18 protein-coding genes are annotated in these 16,988 nt (G+C 69.4%); 2 read left to right on the top strand and 16 right to left on the bottom strand.

Annotation, left to right across the window (positions count from 1 at the left end; all coding sequences use genetic code 11):
- Positions 1 to 16: 16 nt before the first annotated feature.
- Positions 17 to 502, bottom strand: a complete 486-nt coding sequence (locus R8G01_19565) for a nitroreductase/quinone reductase family protein (GenBank protein ID MDW3216200.1) — start codon at positions 500 to 502, stop codon at positions 17 to 19.
- A 132-nt stretch (positions 503 to 634) separates the two neighbouring features.
- Here R8G01_19565 and R8G01_19560 point away from each other — a divergent pair, with 132 nt between their 5' ends.
- Together R8G01_19560 and R8G01_19555 are read left to right on the top strand one after the other, a co-directional pair.
- Positions 635 to 1,321 (top strand): TetR/AcrR family transcriptional regulator, encoded by a 687-nt coding sequence (locus R8G01_19560; protein MDW3216199.1) that lies wholly within the window; start codon positions 635 to 637, stop codon positions 1,319 to 1,321.
- 16 nt (positions 1,322 to 1,337) lie between these two features.
- Positions 1,338 to 2,027, top strand: a complete 690-nt coding sequence (locus R8G01_19555; protein MDW3216198.1) for a sterol desaturase family protein — start codon at positions 1,338 to 1,340, stop codon at positions 2,025 to 2,027.
- An 18-nt stretch (positions 2,028 to 2,045) separates the two neighbouring features.
- On the opposite strand, the gene tsaD is transcribed toward R8G01_19555, so the two are convergent.
- The 15 genes from tsaD to R8G01_19480 form a co-directional block, all read right to left on the bottom strand.
- Complete coding sequence (tsaD, locus tag R8G01_19550) at positions 2,046 to 3,086, bottom strand: tRNA (adenosine(37)-N6)-threonylcarbamoyltransferase complex transferase subunit TsaD (protein ID MDW3216197.1); 1,041 nt, start codon at positions 3,084 to 3,086, stop codon at positions 2,046 to 2,048.
- On the bottom strand, positions 3,083 to 3,634 hold the full coding sequence (gene rimI / locus R8G01_19545) for a ribosomal protein S18-alanine N-acetyltransferase (protein ID MDW3216196.1): 552 nt from the start codon (positions 3,632 to 3,634) through the stop codon (positions 3,083 to 3,085). The genes tsaD and rimI overlap by 4 nt, the downstream gene beginning before the upstream one ends.
- Positions 3,631 to 4,326, bottom strand: a complete 696-nt coding sequence (gene tsaB / locus R8G01_19540) for a tRNA (adenosine(37)-N6)-threonylcarbamoyltransferase complex dimerization subunit type 1 TsaB (GenBank protein MDW3216195.1) — start codon at positions 4,324 to 4,326, stop codon at positions 3,631 to 3,633. Before tsaB ends, rimI begins: the two co-directional genes overlap by 4 nt.
- Before the next feature lie 7 nt (positions 4,327 to 4,333).
- Positions 4,334 to 4,873, bottom strand: a complete 540-nt coding sequence (tsaE, locus tag R8G01_19535; protein ID MDW3216194.1) for a tRNA (adenosine(37)-N6)-threonylcarbamoyltransferase complex ATPase subunit type 1 TsaE — start codon at positions 4,871 to 4,873, stop codon at positions 4,334 to 4,336.
- 12 nt (positions 4,874 to 4,885) lie between these two features.
- Positions 4,886 to 6,034, bottom strand: a complete 1,149-nt coding sequence (gene alr / locus R8G01_19530; protein ID MDW3216193.1) for an alanine racemase — start codon at positions 6,032 to 6,034, stop codon at positions 4,886 to 4,888.
- Positions 6,031 to 7,146 carry a peptidoglycan-binding protein gene (locus R8G01_19525; GenBank protein MDW3216192.1) on the bottom strand — a complete coding sequence of 372 codons (1,116 nt, stop codon included), beginning with the start codon at positions 7,144 to 7,146 and terminating at the stop codon, positions 6,031 to 6,033. Before R8G01_19525 ends, alr begins: the two co-directional genes overlap by 4 nt.
- Positions 7,143 to 8,501 (bottom strand): NAD(P)H-hydrate dehydratase, encoded by a 1,359-nt coding sequence (locus R8G01_19520; protein ID MDW3216191.1) that lies wholly within the window; start codon positions 8,499 to 8,501, stop codon positions 7,143 to 7,145. Before R8G01_19520 ends, R8G01_19525 begins: the two co-directional genes overlap by 4 nt.
- A gap of 13 nt (positions 8,502 to 8,514) precedes the next feature.
- Positions 8,515 to 8,880, bottom strand: coding sequence for a holo-ACP synthase (locus R8G01_19515; GenBank protein ID MDW3216190.1), 366 nt, complete (start codon positions 8,878 to 8,880; stop codon positions 8,515 to 8,517).
- A gap of 4 nt (positions 8,881 to 8,884) precedes the next feature.
- Positions 8,885 to 12,244, bottom strand: a complete 3,360-nt coding sequence (locus R8G01_19510; GenBank protein MDW3216189.1) for an SIS domain-containing protein — start codon at positions 12,242 to 12,244, stop codon at positions 8,885 to 8,887.
- 43 nt (positions 12,245 to 12,287) lie between these two features.
- Positions 12,288 to 13,598: a phosphoglucosamine mutase gene (glmM, locus tag R8G01_19505; GenBank protein ID MDW3216188.1), complete on the bottom strand. Its 1,311-nt coding sequence runs from the start codon at positions 13,596 to 13,598 to the stop codon at positions 12,288 to 12,290.
- 28 nt (positions 13,599 to 13,626) lie between these two features.
- Entirely contained in the window at positions 13,627 to 14,019 is a 393-nt protein-coding gene (rpsI, locus tag R8G01_19500) for a 30S ribosomal protein S9 (GenBank protein MDW3216187.1), read from the bottom strand.
- Between the two features lie 13 nt (positions 14,020 to 14,032).
- Positions 14,033 to 14,467: a 50S ribosomal protein L13 gene (rplM, locus tag R8G01_19495; GenBank protein ID MDW3216186.1), complete on the bottom strand. Its 435-nt coding sequence runs from the start codon at positions 14,465 to 14,467 to the stop codon at positions 14,033 to 14,035.
- Positions 14,468 to 14,594: 127 nt separating this feature from the next.
- Positions 14,595 to 15,416 (bottom strand): tRNA pseudouridine(38-40) synthase TruA, encoded by an 822-nt coding sequence (gene truA / locus R8G01_19490; protein MDW3216185.1) that lies wholly within the window; start codon positions 15,414 to 15,416, stop codon positions 14,595 to 14,597.
- A 209-nt stretch (positions 15,417 to 15,625) separates the two neighbouring features.
- The gene (gene rplQ, locus R8G01_19485; GenBank protein MDW3216184.1) at positions 15,626 to 15,994 is read right to left on the bottom strand and encodes a 50S ribosomal protein L17; all 369 of its coding nucleotides are present in this window, start codon (positions 15,992 to 15,994) and stop codon (positions 15,626 to 15,628) included.
- Between the two features lie 35 nt (positions 15,995 to 16,029).
- The gene (locus tag R8G01_19480) at positions 16,030 to 16,953 is read right to left on the bottom strand and encodes a DNA-directed RNA polymerase subunit alpha (protein ID MDW3216183.1); all 924 of its coding nucleotides are present in this window, start codon (positions 16,951 to 16,953) and stop codon (positions 16,030 to 16,032) included.
- Positions 16,954 to 16,988 lie beyond the last annotated feature (35 nt).

The following is a 16,988-nucleotide window of genomic DNA, read 5'->3' as shown; positions in this document are numbered from 1 at the left end:
CACGCCGCGTCCGCCGTCAGGTCATCGTGACCAGGAAGACCGGGAAGCCGGGTGCGACCTGCGCGAGTTCGTCGTCGGACGACTCGTGATCGACGCCCTCGAAGAACCTCCCGACCTCGAACGCCCACCGTTCCAGGTAGGCCCGCAGGACGGGCACCTTGTCCACCTCGGCGAGTTCGACCGCCGTGAAGTCGTCCGCGCGGCGCCCCTTACGGAGTCGCCCGCCTCCCGCCACGCGCAGGTTGCGGACCCACTGCGTGTCCCCGCGAGGCGCCACGAGGTACATGGCACCGTCGTGGGTCAGCAGGTTGACGGGCACCGTTCGCCACTCGCCGGTCGAGCGCCCCCGGACCTGCAGTTCGCGGGCACCCCGGGCATCGACGCCGAGCTTCACGAGTGCCGTGACGATCCGGTTGACGATGTGCCGGCTGACCCAGTCGGGCTCGAGGTAGCGGCGCGGTGCGGTCGTGCTGCCCGTCGTGGTGTCGGTCGTGGTGTTCATGGCGATCTCCTGTCGATCGGGTGGGTGTTGTGAGTTTCGAGAGCGGTGCTCTCGTTCGAGTGAACACGAACCCGAACACAAAAGCAAGAGCAGTGCTCTTGTTTATTGCGTGTCGTCGGGCACACTGGTCCCATGACGACCCGAGCCGCACACCGAGCGGCGACCACCGAACGGATCATGGATGCCGCTCGCCGGCAGCTCGCCGAGGTCGGCGCCTCCGGGCTCTCCCTGCGTTCGGTCGCTCGAGAGATCGGCATGGTCTCCTCCGCCGTGTATCGCTACGTCGAGAGTCGCGACGAGTTGCTGACCCGCCTCATCATCGAGGCCTACGACTCGCTCGGCTCGGCAACCGAGGAGGCCGCCCGGCAACACGTCGACGACACCGATCTCGACCGATGGACCGCGACCGCGTGCGCCGTACGGAGCTGGGCACTCGATCACCCGCACGACTACCTCCTCCTGTACGGCTCGCCGGTCCCGGGGTATGCGGCGCCCGACGACACGGTCGCGCCCGGCACCCGCGTGACGTTCGCACTCCTGAGCGTCCTGCGTGACGCTGCGATCGCCGGCCGACTGGAACCGGTGCCGCTACCGGACGACCATGGAGCCGAGCTGGCGCACGATCTCGACCAGCTCGCTCGACTGGTCGACGTCGAGGCCACCGACGCGGCGGTGCTCGCGTTCCTCGCAGCCTGGACGCAGTTGTTCGGGCTGATCGGGTTCGAGCTGACGAACCAGACCCGGGGAATGACCACCGACCATGCAGCGCTGTTCCGCTCGACCACCGCCGCCATGGGCCACCACATGGGATTGCGCTGATGCAGGGAGCACGCTGATGGACGCCCCTCGTTCGAACGAACTCGGCACCAAGCGTGAGATCGCCCGGCTGTTCGTCGGCCGTGGGTCGGCGCAGGTCCTGCTCGTCGCGGCCGCCGCACTGGTCGTGGCTCGACTCGCGATCGGCGGCTTCGGGCTCGGAGACGCCGCGGTGATCGCCATCACGATCGCGATCGCCGGCACCGTCGAGTGGATCATCCATCTGCACCTCTTGCACGCGCCGGAGAGCTCTTGGACGAGCCGCACGCTCGACACGGGCAGCGGGCACCGCCGCCATCACCTCGATCCGACCGACATCGACTGGTTGCTGCTCCGCGGCATCGACGCCGCTGTCTTCGTCGTCGCGTTCGGCGCCGTGACCGCGGCCTGGTCGATCCCGTTGATGTGGATCGTCGGCTGGCCGATGCTCGGTCCGTTCGTCACCGCATGGGCATGCGTGGCGATCGGCCTGATCCACTACGAGTGGGTGCACCTCATGGTGCACACGACCTACCGACCGCGCACCCGGTACTACCGGCGGATCGCCCGCAACCACCGACGACACCACTATCGCAACGAGCACTACTGGCTGGGCGTGACGACCAACTCCGGCGACCGTCTGTTCGGCACCTACCCCAAGCAGGCCACCGACGTCCCCGTCAGCGGAACAGCGAAGCACCTGGCCGACACCGACACCGCCCCGAGATAGGGCCGCCATCGAGGTCGGTCAGCCGTCGGTCAGCAGTGGCAACTTGAGGTTGGGCGTGGCCCCGGAGTCGAGCGCGGTCGGGCCGTCGCTGCTCAATCGGTACCAGCCGGCGGCCGCGATCATCGCTGCGTTGTCGGTGCACATCGCACGACTCGGCAGGAACCCACGGATGCCGTCGGCGGCGCATGCCCCCAGGATCTCCTCGCGCAGCAACGAGTTGGCCGCGACGCCTCCGCCGAGCACGATGCCGGTCGCGCCGACCATCTCGGCGGCGCGCCGCGCCTTGCGAACGAGCACGTCGACGACGGCCATCTGGAACGATGCCGCCACGTCGGCCGAGCCGACGTCGGGGTGTTTGCGCACGTAGTTGGTGACCGCCGTCTTCAACCCGCTGAAGCTGACGTCGAGGTTGTCGGGGTCGTCGGTCATCGCGCGCGGGAACCGGATCGCGTCGGGGTCGCCGTTGAGCGCCGCCGCGTCGATCGCCGGACCGCCCGGGTACCCGAGGTCGAGGAAGCGGGCGACCTTGTCGAACGCCTCGCCGGCGGCGTCGTCGATCGTCTGACCGAGCAGCCGGTACCGACCGTGGTCGCGCATCTCGATGAACATGGTGTGACCACCCGACACCAGCAGCACGACCAGCGGGAACTCGAGCGACGGGTCTTCGAGGAACGCCGAGTACAGGTGCGCCTCGAGATGGTTGACGCCCACGTACGGCACGTCCCAGGCGAGCGCGAGCGACTTCGCGGCGGAGACGCCGACGAGGAGCGCCCCGATGAGCCCCGGACCGTTCGTGCACGCGACGGCGTCGATCCGTTGCTCGTCGATTCCCGCTTCGACGATCGCCCGAGCGATGACCGGATTGAGCGACTCGAGATGGGCGCGACTGGCGATTTCGGGCACCACTCCACCGAAGTCGGCGTGGATGTCGATCTGGCTCGACACGACACTCGACACCACGTCGTTGCCGCCCATGACGAGCGCGGCCGCGGTCTCGTCACAACTGGTCTCGATGCCGAGCACCAGCGTCGACTCGTCGGGGACCACCGATCGGGTCATGCCGCCAACCTCGCGAGCCGCTCGGCGTACTCGGGTGTGTCGATGTCGTGGCACCACATCACGATCGCGTCCTCACTGTTGTCGTAGTAGTTCTTCCTGACACCCGCGGGGGCGAATCCGAACCCTCGGTAGAGCCCCTGAGCCCCCTCGCTCGACGCCCGGACCTCGAGCGTCCACGCCACGCAGCCGCGGGCGATGATCTCGGTCGCGAGAGCGACGAGCAACCGACTGGCGATGCGCTGCCGTCGTGCCGACGGTGCCACGACCACGTTGGTGACGTGGGCCTGGTCGCCGTCGGGGTCGGGCACGATCCAGACACCGGCGTACCCGACGACCGTTCGGCCTCGGCGGGCGACGAGATAGTGACGCGACCCGTCACGCACCTGGTCGAGCTCACCCTCGAACACCGAACGCGACCACGACGTCGGGTAGGCCGCGGCCTCGAGCGGCATCGCCTGACGCAGGTGGCGCCGTCGCATCGGTTCGATGACGATCGCCTCGGACTCGGCGTCCCGGTCGCTGCCGAGGAAGCGTGGGACGACACTCACGGTCGGCTCTCGCGGGTCGCCCAGTTGATCTGCGCATCGGGCGCTCGCAGGTACACCGGTTCGAGTTCGTCGGGGCGCACCCATTCCTCGCGCAGGGCCTTCGCGTGGGCGAGTTGCACCAGCGCAGCGGCCGACGGGTGGACCGGCGCCGAGATCTCGCATCGGTACCCGTCGATGATCTCGGCGCGATACCGCTCGGCACCGTCGCCGACGCACAGCACGTCCTGGCTGCGCGCCAACAGGTCGGCGACGAGGTCGGCGACCGGCCCCACGGTGGGTGCGCTCACCTGCTGCACGCCGCCCGGCACCTGTCGGTACATCGCCCAGAACACCTCGGCCTTGCGGGCGTCGATCACCGGCACGACCACCCGGTCGGTGTGCCGGCACGGAAACGCGAGCAGGTCGAGCGAGCTGATCCCGATCACCGGGATCCGCAGTGCCAGTGCCAGGGCCTTCGCCGATGCGAGGCCCACCCGCATCCCGGTGAACAGACCCGGTCCGGTGTCGACCGCGATGCAGCCGATCTCCTCGATCTCGATGTCGGCCTGCCGACACACGAACTCGATCGCCGGTGTCAGGATCTCGGCGTGACGCCGCCCTCGCGCGACCTCGAATGTGGCGATGACGCCCTCGTGGCCGCCGATCGCGACACCGACCTGCTCGGTCGCGGTTTCGATCCCCAGGATCAACATGTCGCCGTCACCACCGGTAGGCCTCGAGGTCGGACTGGAGTCGGTCCCATCGACCGGCCCACGACGAGCCGGTGGCGTGCAGCTCGATCGTGCGTGACGAGTCGAGTCCGAACTCGTCGTCGGAGTCGTCGTCGGACTCCTCGGTCGTATCGATGTCGAGGTCGTCATCGTGACGCAGTCTGACCTCGAGGTGCTCACCGAGGCCCCCGGCTGCCACATCGCCCCACTCGATCAACACGATGCCGCCGAACTCGGCGAGTTCGTGCAGCGCGAGCTCTTCGACGTCGCCGGTGCGGTCGAGACGGTAGATGTCGGCGTGGTGGAGCGTCCGTCGGCCGTCGGGGCAGGGGTAGCTGTGCACGAGTGTGAAGGTGGGCGATGTGATCGCGTCGGTGATCCCGAGCGCACGACCGAAGCCTTGGGCGAAGGCGGTCTTGCCGGCGCCCATCTCGCCCGCCAACACGATCATGTCGCCGGCCCGCGACAGCGATGCGATCGCGGCGGCGATCGCATGCGTGGCGGCGAGGGAGTCGGCGCGCAACATCATGACGGCTCGATGCTACGAGGGTTCGCGGCGAGTCCGAACGACCCGCGGCACGCGAACGCCGATTCCGCACACGACCTCGTATCCGATCGTGCCGAGACGGTCGGCCCAGTCTTCGGCGCGGATGCGGTCGTCGCCCTGGGCACCGATCAGCACCGCTTCGTCGCCGACCCGCACCTCGGTGTCGCCGACGTCGACCATGAACTGGTCCATCGTGACCACGCCCACGATGAGATGGCGGCGGCCGCCGATCAGCACCTCGGCGCCCGGCCGATCGGGCAGGGTGCCCAGACGGCGCGGCACGCCGTCGGCGTACCCGATGGGGACCGTGGCGACGGTGGTCGAGCGCTCGAAGCGGTGCCGCCATCCGTAGGAGATGCTCGACCCGGCATCGACCCGCTTGACGAACGAGACTCGGGCGGCGAGGGTCATCGCCGGCCGGAGCTCGCCGCACAGGTGGTCGACTCCGGCGCCCGGCGAGACGCCGTAGATGGCGATCCCGGAACGCACGAACGAACGTCGGGTGTCGGGCAACGCGAGCGCCGCGGCAGAGTTGGCAGCGTGCACGTGCCGGGGCTCGATTCCCGCACGGCGCAGTTCGGCGAGCGCGGCGTCGAAGCGGTCGAGCTGGAGCCGGTTCGAGTCGGCCCGTGGTTCGTCGGCACACGCGAGGTGGGTGAAGACCCCCTCGACGCTCAGGTCCGACGACGCGAGCGCATCGACGAGCCCGGTCACGTCGCCGGCTCGGACACCGACCCGTTGCATCCCCGTGTCGATGTTGACGTGCACGCCGACATCGGCGGACCGCGCCGCGAGGGCCCGTACGAACTCGGGCGTGTACACCGTCGGCGTCAGACCGTTGGCCAGCATCTCGTCGATCTGCGAGACCGGCTGCTCACTGAGCACGAGGATCGGCGCGTCGAGCCCGGCGGCTCGAAGCCGGACACCCTCGATCACGAGGGCCACGCACAAGCCGGCGGCACCGCCCCGCAGCGCGGCCTCGGCGACGACGACGGCACCGTGGCCGTAGCCGTCGGCCTTCACCACCGCCCACACGTCGGACGGCGCCACGGCGGCGCGGATCACCCGCACGTTGTGCTCGATCGCGTCGGGCTCGATCTCGGCCCAGGCCCACCGACCGACCGGGTCGTCTTCGTCGGTCATCCGGAGACCGCGCTCGTGTCGAAACCGAGCGTGTCCAGGGTGGCGACGTCGGCGACCCCGCTGATCGTCAACCCGTTCGATTGCTGGAACGACTCGACCGCCGAACGGGTCGACGGCCCGAAGCTGCCGTCGGCTCCGACGGTGAGCAACCCCAGCCGGACGAGGCGGGTCTGGAGGGCCTCGACATCATCGCCGTGGTCACCCAACTGCAGCACGCGGGTGAGCTGGATCACGTGGGTGTCGGACCGGCACTCGATCGTGCGGTCGTCACCGATCTCGTAGCAGAGCACCCCGTCCTCACCGATCGGGTACAGCGCCTCGATGTCGGCGACCGGGCCGGTGACGTCGGGATCGGGGCACGGGTTCTCGGGTTCTCGCGACGGGTCGACGGCGAACGGGCAGGCGCGTCCGTCGAGGAACGCCATCTTGCGCGAGAGGTAGTCGGAAGCGCCCCAGGCACCGATCTGGCGGTAGTGGACACCGTCGGTGACGAACCAGTGGCTCAGCTCGGCGGTGTAGCCGCCCCAGTCGGCGAGCACGACGTCGGGAAAGTCGCCGGTGGCGAGCAGGTCGTGCAGCGACGCGTTGTTCTCGGCGAAGACCTCGTGGTTGCCGACCGACCCGGGCGAGACGTAGTCGACGTCGGAGCGCAGCGTGAACCACACGATCCGATCGAACCCCTGCAGGCGCGCCTTGTCGACCACCGCCCGGAACGATGCATCGAACGCCTCGGGACCGTCGTTGTAGCCGGTGGCGACGACCAAGGTGCCGTACTTGCCTGCGTGGAAGTCCATCGCGTCGTACAGCGTCGGCGGGCGCCGCTGCTCGCGCCCGATGCACGAACTGAGGAACAAGCGTCGGCACGACTCGAGATCGAGCGTGTGTCCGAAGCCGACGATCGCATTGTCGGCGCCCGGCACCCATCGGAGCGCGGCGATCGCCGAGTCACCGATCACGACCGCCCGGTCGGGTGGATCGAGCCGGATGGCAGCTTGGGTGGGCGTCTCGGCCGCGCCGTCGATACCGTCGGCAGCTACAGCGACACCGACCAACGCGCCACTGGTGAGTGCTGCGAGGACGGCGACCCGGCGGACGAGTGGACGACGCCTCATGCCGACCGGCACGCCTCGATGGCGTCGGGGATCAGCGGGATCAGATCACCGGCGACCAAGCCGGCACCGCATCGGGTCGCCGCATCGGCGTGCACCCAGGCGGCCGCGGCAGCGGCCTCGAAGGCGCGGGCACCGCGGGCGAGGAACGACCCGATGAGGCCCGACAACACGTCACCGGTCCCCGCCGTCGCCAACCGTTCCGATCCGTTGGTCACCAGGAGCGTGCGGCCGTTCGGCTCGGCCACCACCGTGGTCGGACCCTTGAGCAGCACGACGGCTCCGGCCATCCTGGCGAGGTGGTGCGCCGCGGCGATGCGGTCGCGACCGGGACGGCGCCCGGTGAGCAAGCCGAACTCGCCGTCGTGCGGCGTCAGCACGGTCGGCACCTCGCGCTCGGTGAGGAACGACGGGTTGCCCTCCTCGTTCCACGAGAGCGCGAACAGCGCGTCACCGTCGACCACGGTGGGGACCACCGCCTCGAGCACCGTGGTCACCACCGACGGCATCGTGTACTCCTCGCGACCCAGCCCGGGACCGATGACGAGCGAGTGGTACCGGTGGAGATCGGCGAGCACCGCCCCCGACCAGTCGAACGGTGGGATCCGGCGGTCGATCACCTCGGTGGGGACATCGGAGTGGATGCCGGGGCTCGAGACCGCCACCATCCCCGAACCCGCTCGCATCGCGGCGGCCGCCGCGAGGTGGGCGGCGCCCGTCATCCCCGCACTTCCGGCGACGATGCGGACACCGTCGGCCCACTTGTGGGCGTCGGCCGATCGGACCGGGACCCACGTGGCGACATCGGCCGCTTCGACCACATGGATCGTCGACGTCGGCATGTCGAGTCCGATGTCGACCACATGGAGTTCACCGACGAGGCGCGGCCCGTCCTGGAGGACGTGCCCCGGGGCCGGCGCGCCGAACGTGACGGTCGCATCGACACGACGGGTGTGATCGCCGGCGATGCCGGTCGCGGCGTCGAGCCCGGTCGGGACGTCGACCGCGAGCAACTTCGCCGAACCGGTGTCGGGACACCGCCACGTGTCGCGGAAACCGGAACCGAACGCGGCATCGATCACGAGATCGGCTGCCGGCAGCGTCGACGGCGCGTCGAGCGCGTCGAACACCCTCACCCGGATGCCCTCGGCGGCGAGCCGGGACGCGGCGACACGCCCGTCGGCTCCGTTGTTGCCGGGCCCGGCGAGCACGTTGACGGTGCGCCCGTAGCGGCCACCGAGCAGCGAGATCGCCGTCGCGGCGACACCGGCGCCCGCACGTTCGATCAGGGTGGCGAGCTCGACGTCGGCCGTCTCGTCGGCGGAGCGCTTGTCGTCGGGGGTGGCGACCGGGATCATCGACGCGGACGCCTCACTCCGCCAGCACGTACGCGACGGCGACGAGATCGGAATGGGTCAGGCTCACGTGCCATCGGGTGACGCCGGCTTCGGTGGCGAGTTCGGCTGCCCGTCCGGCGAACGCCAACGACGGTGCGCCCGATGATGCGCGTTCGACCCACACGTCGTGGAACCCGAACGCACCGAGGCCGAGTCCCAGCGATTTCATGACCGCCTCGCGCGCGGCGAACCGTACGGCGAGCGACGGCACCGGGTCGCTCTGCGGGGCGACGTAGGCGAGTTCGACGTCGGTGAACAACCGGTCGCGCATCGTCGGCGTGCGTTCGAGCGACCGGCGGAACCGTTCGATCTCGACGACGTCAACCCCGATGCCGATCATGCGGTCAGCTTCGCCAGAGGTCGGCGGTCTCGGAGATCGGCGCGATCAGCAGGTCGGCGACGGGGAGCTCGCCGAGCCTGCTCTGGTCGAATTCGCCCTCGGTCTCGGAGACCCAGTCGACCAGGCGATCGAACCGGTGGTCGTACCCCTGCAGCACGGCGCGCATCGTGTCGGCCGGGAGGCGATCGTGTAACCGGACGTGGAGCAACGTGATACCCGTACAGACGTCGGCCTTCACCTCGGGCACGAAGATCACGATCCGTCCGTCGCGGCGGCCGCGGGCGACCAGCAACTCGCGAGCATCGGCGACACGGTGCTTGGTACCGACGAGCCGAGCGTTCTGGTCGACCCGGCTCTGCAGCTCGCGAGAGATGCCGCCGCGGTCGACGATCGAGATGGTGTCGCCCTCGATCCGGTACCGGGTGAACCCGGTGACCTCGATGACGGCGGGGTCGAGGTCGGCCAGCACCTTGAGGGTGCGGTAGCTGAGCACATCGCGGCCGGGACCGGCGGCGAGCGTGGCCTGGACCAGCGCCCGGTCGAGCACGCCTTCGTCGCTGCGGGAGATGCCGACCGTGACGGTCTTGGCCTGGTGCTTGATCGCGTCGATCGGCCGGGTGAGCTCTTCGATCGCCTGGGTCAGGCCGGCGACGAGGTCGTCGATGAGCGCGCCGGGCGTGCCGACCTTGCCCGACGACGTTGCGTACGTCTCGACCGGATTGGTTGCCAGCGCGTCGCGCATCAGCCCCGACAAACGGACCGCGCTGCTCGCTTCGAGATGGCCGTCGTACAGGCGGTCACGGAGACCGTCCGCGAACTTGCGCGACACGGCCGGCAGTTCGGCGCGAATCGACGCGAGCACCGCGTCGCCACCGTCGTGGTCGGCGACCGCCCGCTCGATGAGCTCGCGGCCCTCGCGAAGCGGCCGGGCCGACGCATCGATCGCCAGCGCTGCCTCGTAGCCGAACAGGTGACCGACCATGGCCGACAGCACGAAGCCGAGCGCCGGGTCGACCGGCGGCACCGCGATCGTGGCCGCGGCGCTGTAGCGGACCTCGCCCTCGTCGGCGACGACGATCGCCGTCGCCTTGTGGGCCTGGAAGATGGCGGTCTCCTTGGCCACGTCGTCGGCCGTGCTCCCACGCAGACCGGCCGCGCAGACGAGGATCAGCGGCTCGCTCGACAGGTCGATGTGCTTCTTGTCCTCCGTGACGTCGGCGGCGATCGACTTGTAGCAGAGCTCGCTCAGCTTGATCCTGACCTCTTCGGCCGCGACCGTGTTGGGCCCGTTGCCGACCACGGCCCAGTAGCGCTTCGACGGCGCCAGTCGTTGGGCGGCATCGGCGATCTGCTCACGATTGGCCAGCACCTGGCGCATCGCGTCGGGCAGGGTGCGAAGGCCGGCGAGCAGCTCGTGGCGGCGGGTCGCCGTGCCGAACCCTGCGGCTTCGCTGATCGCGCACGCGAGGAGCGCACCGGCTGCCACCTGTGCATAGAACGCCTTGGTGGAGGCGACGCTCATCTCCACGTCGCGACCGTCCGACGTGTACAACACGGCGTCGGCCTTGTCGACCAGGTCGCTCCCGCGCCGATTGACGATGCCGATCACGGCGGCACCGCGCGCCCGGAGCAGGTCGACGGTTCGATTGGTGTCGGTGGTCGTGCCGCTCTGGCTGACGGCGATGGCCAGCGTGTCGCTCATGTCGAGCCGGAGGTGGAACCCGGACAGCTCGGTCGCGGCGATCGCATCGACGTCGAGTTCACCTCCGCAGAGTTCGTCGAGCAGCGCCGCGGCACTCTGCCCGGCGACTGCGGCCGTGCCCTGGCCGATGACACGGATGCGGCGGATCGCACCGCTCGCGAGACGCTCGGCGATCCACGCCGGGAGCGCCCGTTCGCCGACCGCGGCGGCCAACAGTCCGTCACGCTCGACGATCTTGGCCCGCAGTGTCTTCTGGAGGCTCTGGGGCGCCTCGCCGATCTCCTTCAGCAGGAAGTGAGGTGCGTCGCCACGATCGATGTCGCGCGTGGTGACCTCGGCGGGGGTCACATCGTCGTCGGTGACGGGGAGTGCCGAGCCGTCGTAACCGATGCGCGTGATGCCACCGATCTCCCCGGCCGAGGACGCGTCGAGTACCACGACCTCTCCGCCCGCTTCGCCGTCCATGCGGACGTACCGGTCGGACTCCTCGACGACGCCGTACGGTTCGCTCGCGACGATGTAGCAGTCGTCGGCGAGACCGACGTAGAGGCCCTGGCCGCTGCCCCGCAACGCGAGCAGCATCTGGTGCGGGTGGTCGGCGCTCATCGCGCCGACCGCGACCGAGCCCTCGAACGCCGACACCGTCCGGCGGAACGCTTCGACCGACGCGGAACCGGCTGCCACGTGGTGCGACATGATCGTCGGGATCACCTTGGCGTCGGTGGTCACCTGCTGCGGGATCTCGAGGCCGTGTTCGACGCGCAGGTCGGCGTGATTGTCGACATCACCGTTGAGGGCCGCGATGACGTACGGGCCCTCGGGCGCCGTCGCCGGCGAACGCTCCATCTCGTCGCTGTTGAGTGGATGCGTGTTCGGTTCGGAGATGATGCCGACGCTCGCCCAACGGGTGTGGCCGAGTACCGAGGTGCGTGCGGTCGGCGCGGCCAACGCCCGACGAAGGAGGTCGTCGCCGGCCACCGCAGCGCGCAGCGCACGGGTGTTGTCGCCGAGTTCGCCGATCTCGGCGGCCTTCTTGTAGACGAACGACAGGACCCCTTCGACGACACGGACCGAGCCGGACTGATACGTCAGGTCGTGGGACCGATCGGCGATCGCAGCCTGGACCGCCGGGTCATCGAGATCGAGTCCGTGCTCGTTCACGAAGACGTGGACTCCGGCCGAGTCGCGCCCCCGCACCTCGAGACGATCGAGTGCCGAGAACGCCTGCTGCACGGCGAGATAGCCGGCCAGCGAGCCGGCCCCGGCGTCGCGCCCGGCGAGCCCACCGACCTCACGGGCGGTTCGCAGCCGGTCGTACCGGATCGCCCACAGCACGTCACGGAACTCGATCGAACGGGCACTGAGTTGCTCGAGCTCCTCGGGAGCGGGTGCGGCCGCCTCGATCGACGCATCGAATTCGTCGGCCACACCGTCGAGTCGGTCGAGTCGCGACGTGATCTGGGCGACGGTCTCGGGGTGATCGGCGAGGGCGGACACACCGGGCACGCCACGCAGCAGTGCGTCGATGCGTCGCAGGACCGCGGTGGCGCCGGCGACGTCGTCTCGACACTCGATGGCCTGATCGAGCAGGTGCACCAGTTCGTCTCGACCCGGCACCGGGCGCGACGTCGGCCGACCGAGCACACCGATGATGCCGCACATGACGATCAGGTTACCGAGCGGGGGCGGATCGGTGTGGCCGCGCTCACTCGGCGGTCGCGGTCACGAGCACGTCACGCAACGCTTCGGCGACGTCGTTCGCGAGCTCGCCGGTCGGAGCCTCGACCATGATCCGAACCAGCGGCTCGGTACCGCTCGGACGAACGAGGATCCGACCGGTGTGACCCAGTCGTTGCTCCCACGCGGCCACGTCGGCGGCGAGCAGCTCGACGGCGTCGTCGCGCCGCGCCCCCACCGGCACGTTGACCAGCACCTGGGGAAGTTGGGTCATGGCCGAGGCAGCGAGTTCGGACAGCGGCTTGCCCGACCGATGCACCACGTCGAGCAGCACGAGACCGGTCAACAGGCCGTCACCCGTCGTGGCCCGATCGGCGAAGATCACGTGGCCCGACTGTTCGCCGCCGAGCGAGTACCCGCCGGCGTTGAGCGCCTCGAGCACGTACCGGTCGCCGACGGGCGTCTCGACGACGTCGATGCCGGCCGACTCCATCGCCAGTCGGAAGCCGAGGTTCGTCATCACGGTGACGACCACGGTGTCGTCGCGGAGGAGGCCACGTTCACGAAGGTCGAGGGCGCAGATCGCGATGATGTGGTCGCCGTCGACGACCTGACCGAGTTCGTCGACCGCGATCAGGCGGTCGGCGTCGCCGTCGAGTGCGATCCCCACTTGGGCTCGTTCTGCGGTGACGACCGCTTGGAGACCTGCAGGATCGGTCGCGCCGCACGCTGCATTGATGTTGGTCCCGTTCGGCTGGGCGTTGACCACGATCGTGCGGGCGCCGGTACGTTCCAACACGTCGGCGGCGAGATGCGACGCCGCGCCGTTGGCCGCATCGACCACCACGCCCATCCCGGTGAGGTCACGGCCCTCGAGCACGTCGAGCAGATGGGTGATGTACCCGTCGGCCGACGCTCCGCGTCCGTGGATGGGCCCCGGTTCACCGGTCGGGTCGCCGAGCGTGTCGAGCGCCGCTTCGATCCGCGCCTCGACCTCGTCGGGGAGTTTGGTGCCACCGGGGGCGAACAGCTTGATGCCGTTGTCGTGGTACGCGTTGTGCGACGCCGAGATGACCGCGCCCATGGCGCCGAGGCGTGCGGCCTCGAACGCCACCGCCGGGGTCGGGGTGACGCCGAGTCGATGGACTTCGACCCCCTCGGAGGCCAGTCCCGCCACGAAGGCCGCCTCGAGCATCGGGGTGGAGATCCGGCTGTCGCCGCCGACGATCGCCTGCTCGGCACCGAGCACCCGGGCCGCGGCGCGGCCGAGGTTCAGCGCGAAGGCCGGAGTGAGTTCGGTGTTCGCCCGACCGCGGACACCGTCGGTGCCGAAGCGCACGAGCGTTGGATCCTGGCGAGTGCCGGGATCAGCGCTTGGTGAACTGCGGGGCCTTGCGGGCCTTCTTGAGGCCGTACTTCTTGGACTCCTTCTTCCGCGGGTCGCGGGTGAGGAGTCCGGCCTTCTTCAGCGGGTCGCGCAGTTCGCCGTTGAGCTCGACGAGCGAACGGGCGATCGCCATGCGCAGCGCGCCGGCCTGCCCGCTGACGCCACCACCGTGGATCGAGGCGTCGATGTCGTAGGACTCTTCGGCCTCGGCGACACGGAGCGGCTCGTTGACGACCATGCGCTGGGCATCGGTCGGGAAGTACTCGGCGAAGGTCTTGCCGTTGATCGTGATGGTGCCGGTGCCGGGGCGCAGGCGGGCACGGGCGACCGAGCGCTTGCGGCGGCCGGTGGTCTGGGTGAGCGGAGCAGTCATGGTTTCCTCGTTCTCAGCGCTTGATCTCGAACGGCTTGGGAGCCTGTGCGTGGTGGGGATGCTCGGGGCCGGCGTAGACCTTGAGCTTGGTCATCTGCTGACGACCGAGCGGGCCCTTCGGCACCATGCCCCGAACCGTGCGACGCACCGCGTCGGCCGGCTTGCGGGCGAGGAACTTGTCGAACGTCTCGCTCTTGATGCCGCCCGGGTAACCCGAGTGGCGGTAGATCTGCTTCTTGGCGGCCTTGTCGCCGGTCATGATCACCTTGTCGGCGTTGATGATGATGACGTGGTCGCCGGTGTCGATGTGCGGCGAGTAGGTCGGCTTGTGCTTGCCGCGCAGGAGGCGGGCGACCTCGGTCGCCATGCGGCCGACGACCATGCCCTCGGCGTCGACAATGTGCCACTCACGGGTGATCTCGCTGGACTTCGGTGTGTACGTCTTCATCGAACTTCGCTCTCGCAACTCTCTGCAATCGGTGTCGCAGCCAGGCAGCCGACAGGGCCGCAAATGAACCGGGTAATGATATGGGGCCGCGGGCACGCGCGGCAACGTGCCCGCCAGGTTCTCGCCCTCAGCTCTCGCGGTCGGCATCCCAGCGGACGCCGTCGTAGCCGACCTCCCAGAGGACCAGCCCGGTCGGCGGGGCGACGGTGCCGGCCGACTCCCGGTTGCGGGCGGCCAGGATCCCGGGCATCGCGGCCGCCGCGATCCGGCCGAGCCCGACGTCGACGAGCGTGCCGACGATCGAACGGACCATCTGGTGGCAGAACGCGCTCCCGGCGATCTCGAAACGCAGCATCGGCGTGTCGTCGACGCGGGTCCAGGACGCCTCGCGGAGGATCCGCACCAAGCTCGCCGGCTCCATGTCGTCGGGCATCTTCGGCTTGCGGCAGAACGATCCGAAGTCGTGTTCGCCGAGCAGCGGAAGCGCACCCGCCTGCATCGCGTCGACGTCCAGAGGTCGGTGCACGTGCCAGCTGATGTCGGCGAGCAGCGGGTTCGGCGCCGGATCGTTCCACACGTGGTACCGGTACCGACGGGAGGTCGCCGAGAAGCGGGCATCGAAGTCGGGTTCCGCCCATTCGGCCGAACGGATGGCGATCTCCGGGGCGCACATCTTGTTGACCCGCCGTTGCAGATCGCCCAGGTCGAGACCGGCCGGGAGGTCTCCGGAGATCACCTGGCCCCAGGCGTGCACGCCGGCATCGGTGCGACCCGACATCGAGAACTCCAGATCGCGGCGGGCGACCTTCGACGCTGCCCTCACGAGATCGCCCATCACCGTGCGGACGCCGCGGTTCTCCGCGAAGCCGCGGAAGTCGGTGCCGCGATACGCCACCGTCAACCGGGCGCGACGCAGTTCCGCGTCGGCGGACGATGCGACCTCGGGCATCCGGCCAGACTACGGGCGGCCTGGCCCGCAGACGACGGGAACACCGTCGACGTCATCGCCGGCACCGAGGCGCCCTGGGAGGCCATGAGCGTCCGTGTCGGCCGCCACCCCGAATTGTTCGAACCCGGTGCCGTGGCACCGGGTTCGAGTCAGTTCTGCACCATGTGGTCGGGACCGTTCGGACGGGCTGCGCCGGTCCGGGTCGTCGATCAGACGAGTTCGATGCGCGCCATCTTGGCGGCGTCGCCCGGGCGCGGCCCGAGCTTCAGGATGCGGGTGTAGCCGCCGTTGCGCTCGGTGTACCGCGGCGCGACGTCGTTGATCAGCTTGTGCGTCATCTCGCGGTCGCCGAGGTAGCCCTGGATCTGGCGGATCCGGTGCACTCGCATCGGGCCGTCCTGGGCCTTCTTGGCCTTGGTGATCAGCTTCTCGGCGATGGGGCGGAGCGCCTTCGCCTTGGCTTCGGTCGTGGTGATGCCCTCGGCAGCGAACAGCGACGCGGCCAGGTTGGCCATCATGAGTCGCTGGTGCTGGGAGCTGCCACCGAAGTTGGTGGCGCGGCGTGGGGTTGCAGGCATGTCAGTGTGTCTTTCGAATCAGTGCGAACTGGACGTCAGCCGCGCAGCGTGAGGCCGCGCTCGTCCAGCTTCTCCTTGACCTCGTCCAGGCTCTTCTGGCCGAAGTTGGTGATGTTCAACAGGTCGTCCTCGTTCTTGGTGAGCAACTCGCCCACCGTGTTGACCTGCGCCCGCTTGAGGCAGTTGCGCGGCCGCTCCGACAGATCGAGGTCTTCGATCGGCAGGTCGAGGTCGGGCGACGAGGTGGTGGTGTCGATCATCTCGCCGAGCTCGAGGCCCTTGGGCTCCTCGCTCATCGAGGCCACGAGGTCGACCAGAGACCGGAGCGTGGCGCCGGCCGAGGCGAGCGCGTCGGCCGGATCGATCGAGCCGTCGGTCTCGATCTCCATGATCAGGTTGTCGTAGTTCGTCGACTGCTCGACGCGGGTCGGCTCGACCTCGAAGCTCACCCGGCGGACCGGGCTGAACAGTGCGTCGATCGGGATGACACCGATCGTGCGGGTCTCGATCTCACGCTGGCTCGACGCGTAGCCGCGACCCTGCTCGACGCTGAGGTCGATCGACAGGCGTGCCTTGCCGTTGAGCGTCGCGATGTGGAGGTCTTTGTTGAGCACCTCGACGTCGGCGGGGCACTCGATGTCGCCGGCGGTCACGACCGCCGGGCCACGCACGTCGAGGCGCAGGTTGACCGCCTCGTCGGCGACCGACGTCAGCACGACGTCCTTCAGGTTGAGAATGATGTCGGTGACGTCTTCGGCGACGCCCGAGATCGTGTCGAACTCGTGGAGCGCCTCGTCGAAGCGGACCGTGGTGATCGCTGCGCCGGGGATCGACGAGAGCAGGGTACGACGGAGTGAGTTGCCGAGCGTGTGGCCGAAGCCGGGCTCGAGCGGACCGATCGCAAAGCGCTGCTGGTTGTTGCTCTCCTCGCCGAGGGCTTCGACGGAAGGGCGCTGCATGACGAGCATGTGCTGCCGGGTCCTTTCTGAGCGTC

The organism is Ilumatobacteraceae bacterium (assembly GCA_033344875.1).
In the GTDB taxonomy this organism is placed as follows: Bacteria; Actinomycetota; Acidimicrobiia; order Acidimicrobiales; family Ilumatobacteraceae; genus Ilumatobacter.
Note: the sequence above shows the minus strand (reverse complement) of the source record. Positions and strands in the feature narration are given on the sequence as shown.

Excerpts from the sequence above, each read along its gene's own strand:
- R8G01_19560 (MDW3216199.1), top strand. The coding sequence starts at position 635 with ATGACGACCCGAGCCGCACACCGAGCGGCGACCACCGAACGGATCATG.
- tsaE (MDW3216194.1), bottom strand. The coding sequence starts at position 4,873 with ATGATGTTGCGCGCCGACTCCCTCGCCGCCACGCATGCGATCGCCGCC.
- R8G01_19555 (MDW3216198.1), top strand. The coding sequence starts at position 1,338 with ATGGACGCCCCTCGTTCGAACGAACTCGGCACCAAGCGTGAGATCGCC.
- rplM (MDW3216186.1), bottom strand. The coding sequence starts at position 14,467 with ATGAAGACGTACACACCGAAGTCCAGCGAGATCACCCGTGAGTGGCAC.
- tsaD (MDW3216197.1), bottom strand. The coding sequence starts at position 3,086 with ATGACCCGATCGGTGGTCCCCGACGAGTCGACGCTGGTGCTCGGCATC.
- rpsI (MDW3216187.1), bottom strand. The coding sequence starts at position 14,019 with ATGACTGCTCCGCTCACCCAGACCACCGGCCGCCGCAAGCGCTCGGTC.
- tsaB (MDW3216195.1), bottom strand. The coding sequence starts at position 4,326 with ATGTTGATCCTGGGGATCGAAACCGCGACCGAGCAGGTCGGTGTCGCG.
- R8G01_19515 (MDW3216190.1), bottom strand. The coding sequence starts at position 8,880 with ATGATCGGCATCGGGGTTGACGTCGTCGAGATCGAACGGTTCCGCCGG.
- R8G01_19480 (MDW3216183.1), bottom strand. The coding sequence starts at position 16,953 with ATGCAGCGCCCTTCCGTCGAAGCCCTCGGCGAGGAGAGCAACAACCAG.
- truA (MDW3216185.1), bottom strand. The coding sequence starts at position 15,416 with ATGCCCGAGGTCGCATCGTCCGCCGACGCGGAACTGCGTCGCGCCCGG.
- R8G01_19525 (MDW3216192.1), bottom strand. The coding sequence starts at position 7,146 with ATGAGGCGTCGTCCACTCGTCCGCCGGGTCGCCGTCCTCGCAGCACTC.
- rplQ (MDW3216184.1), bottom strand. The coding sequence starts at position 15,994 with ATGCCTGCAACCCCACGCCGCGCCACCAACTTCGGTGGCAGCTCCCAG.
- alr (MDW3216193.1), bottom strand. The coding sequence starts at position 6,034 with ATGACCGACGAAGACGACCCGGTCGGTCGGTGGGCCTGGGCCGAGATC.
- R8G01_19565 (MDW3216200.1), bottom strand. The coding sequence starts at position 502 with ATGAACACCACGACCGACACCACGACGGGCAGCACGACCGCACCGCGC.
- R8G01_19520 (MDW3216191.1), bottom strand. The coding sequence starts at position 8,501 with ATGATCCCGGTCGCCACCCCCGACGACAAGCGCTCCGCCGACGAGACG.
- R8G01_19510 (MDW3216189.1), bottom strand. The coding sequence starts at position 12,244 with ATGTGCGGCATCATCGGTGTGCTCGGTCGGCCGACGTCGCGCCCGGTG.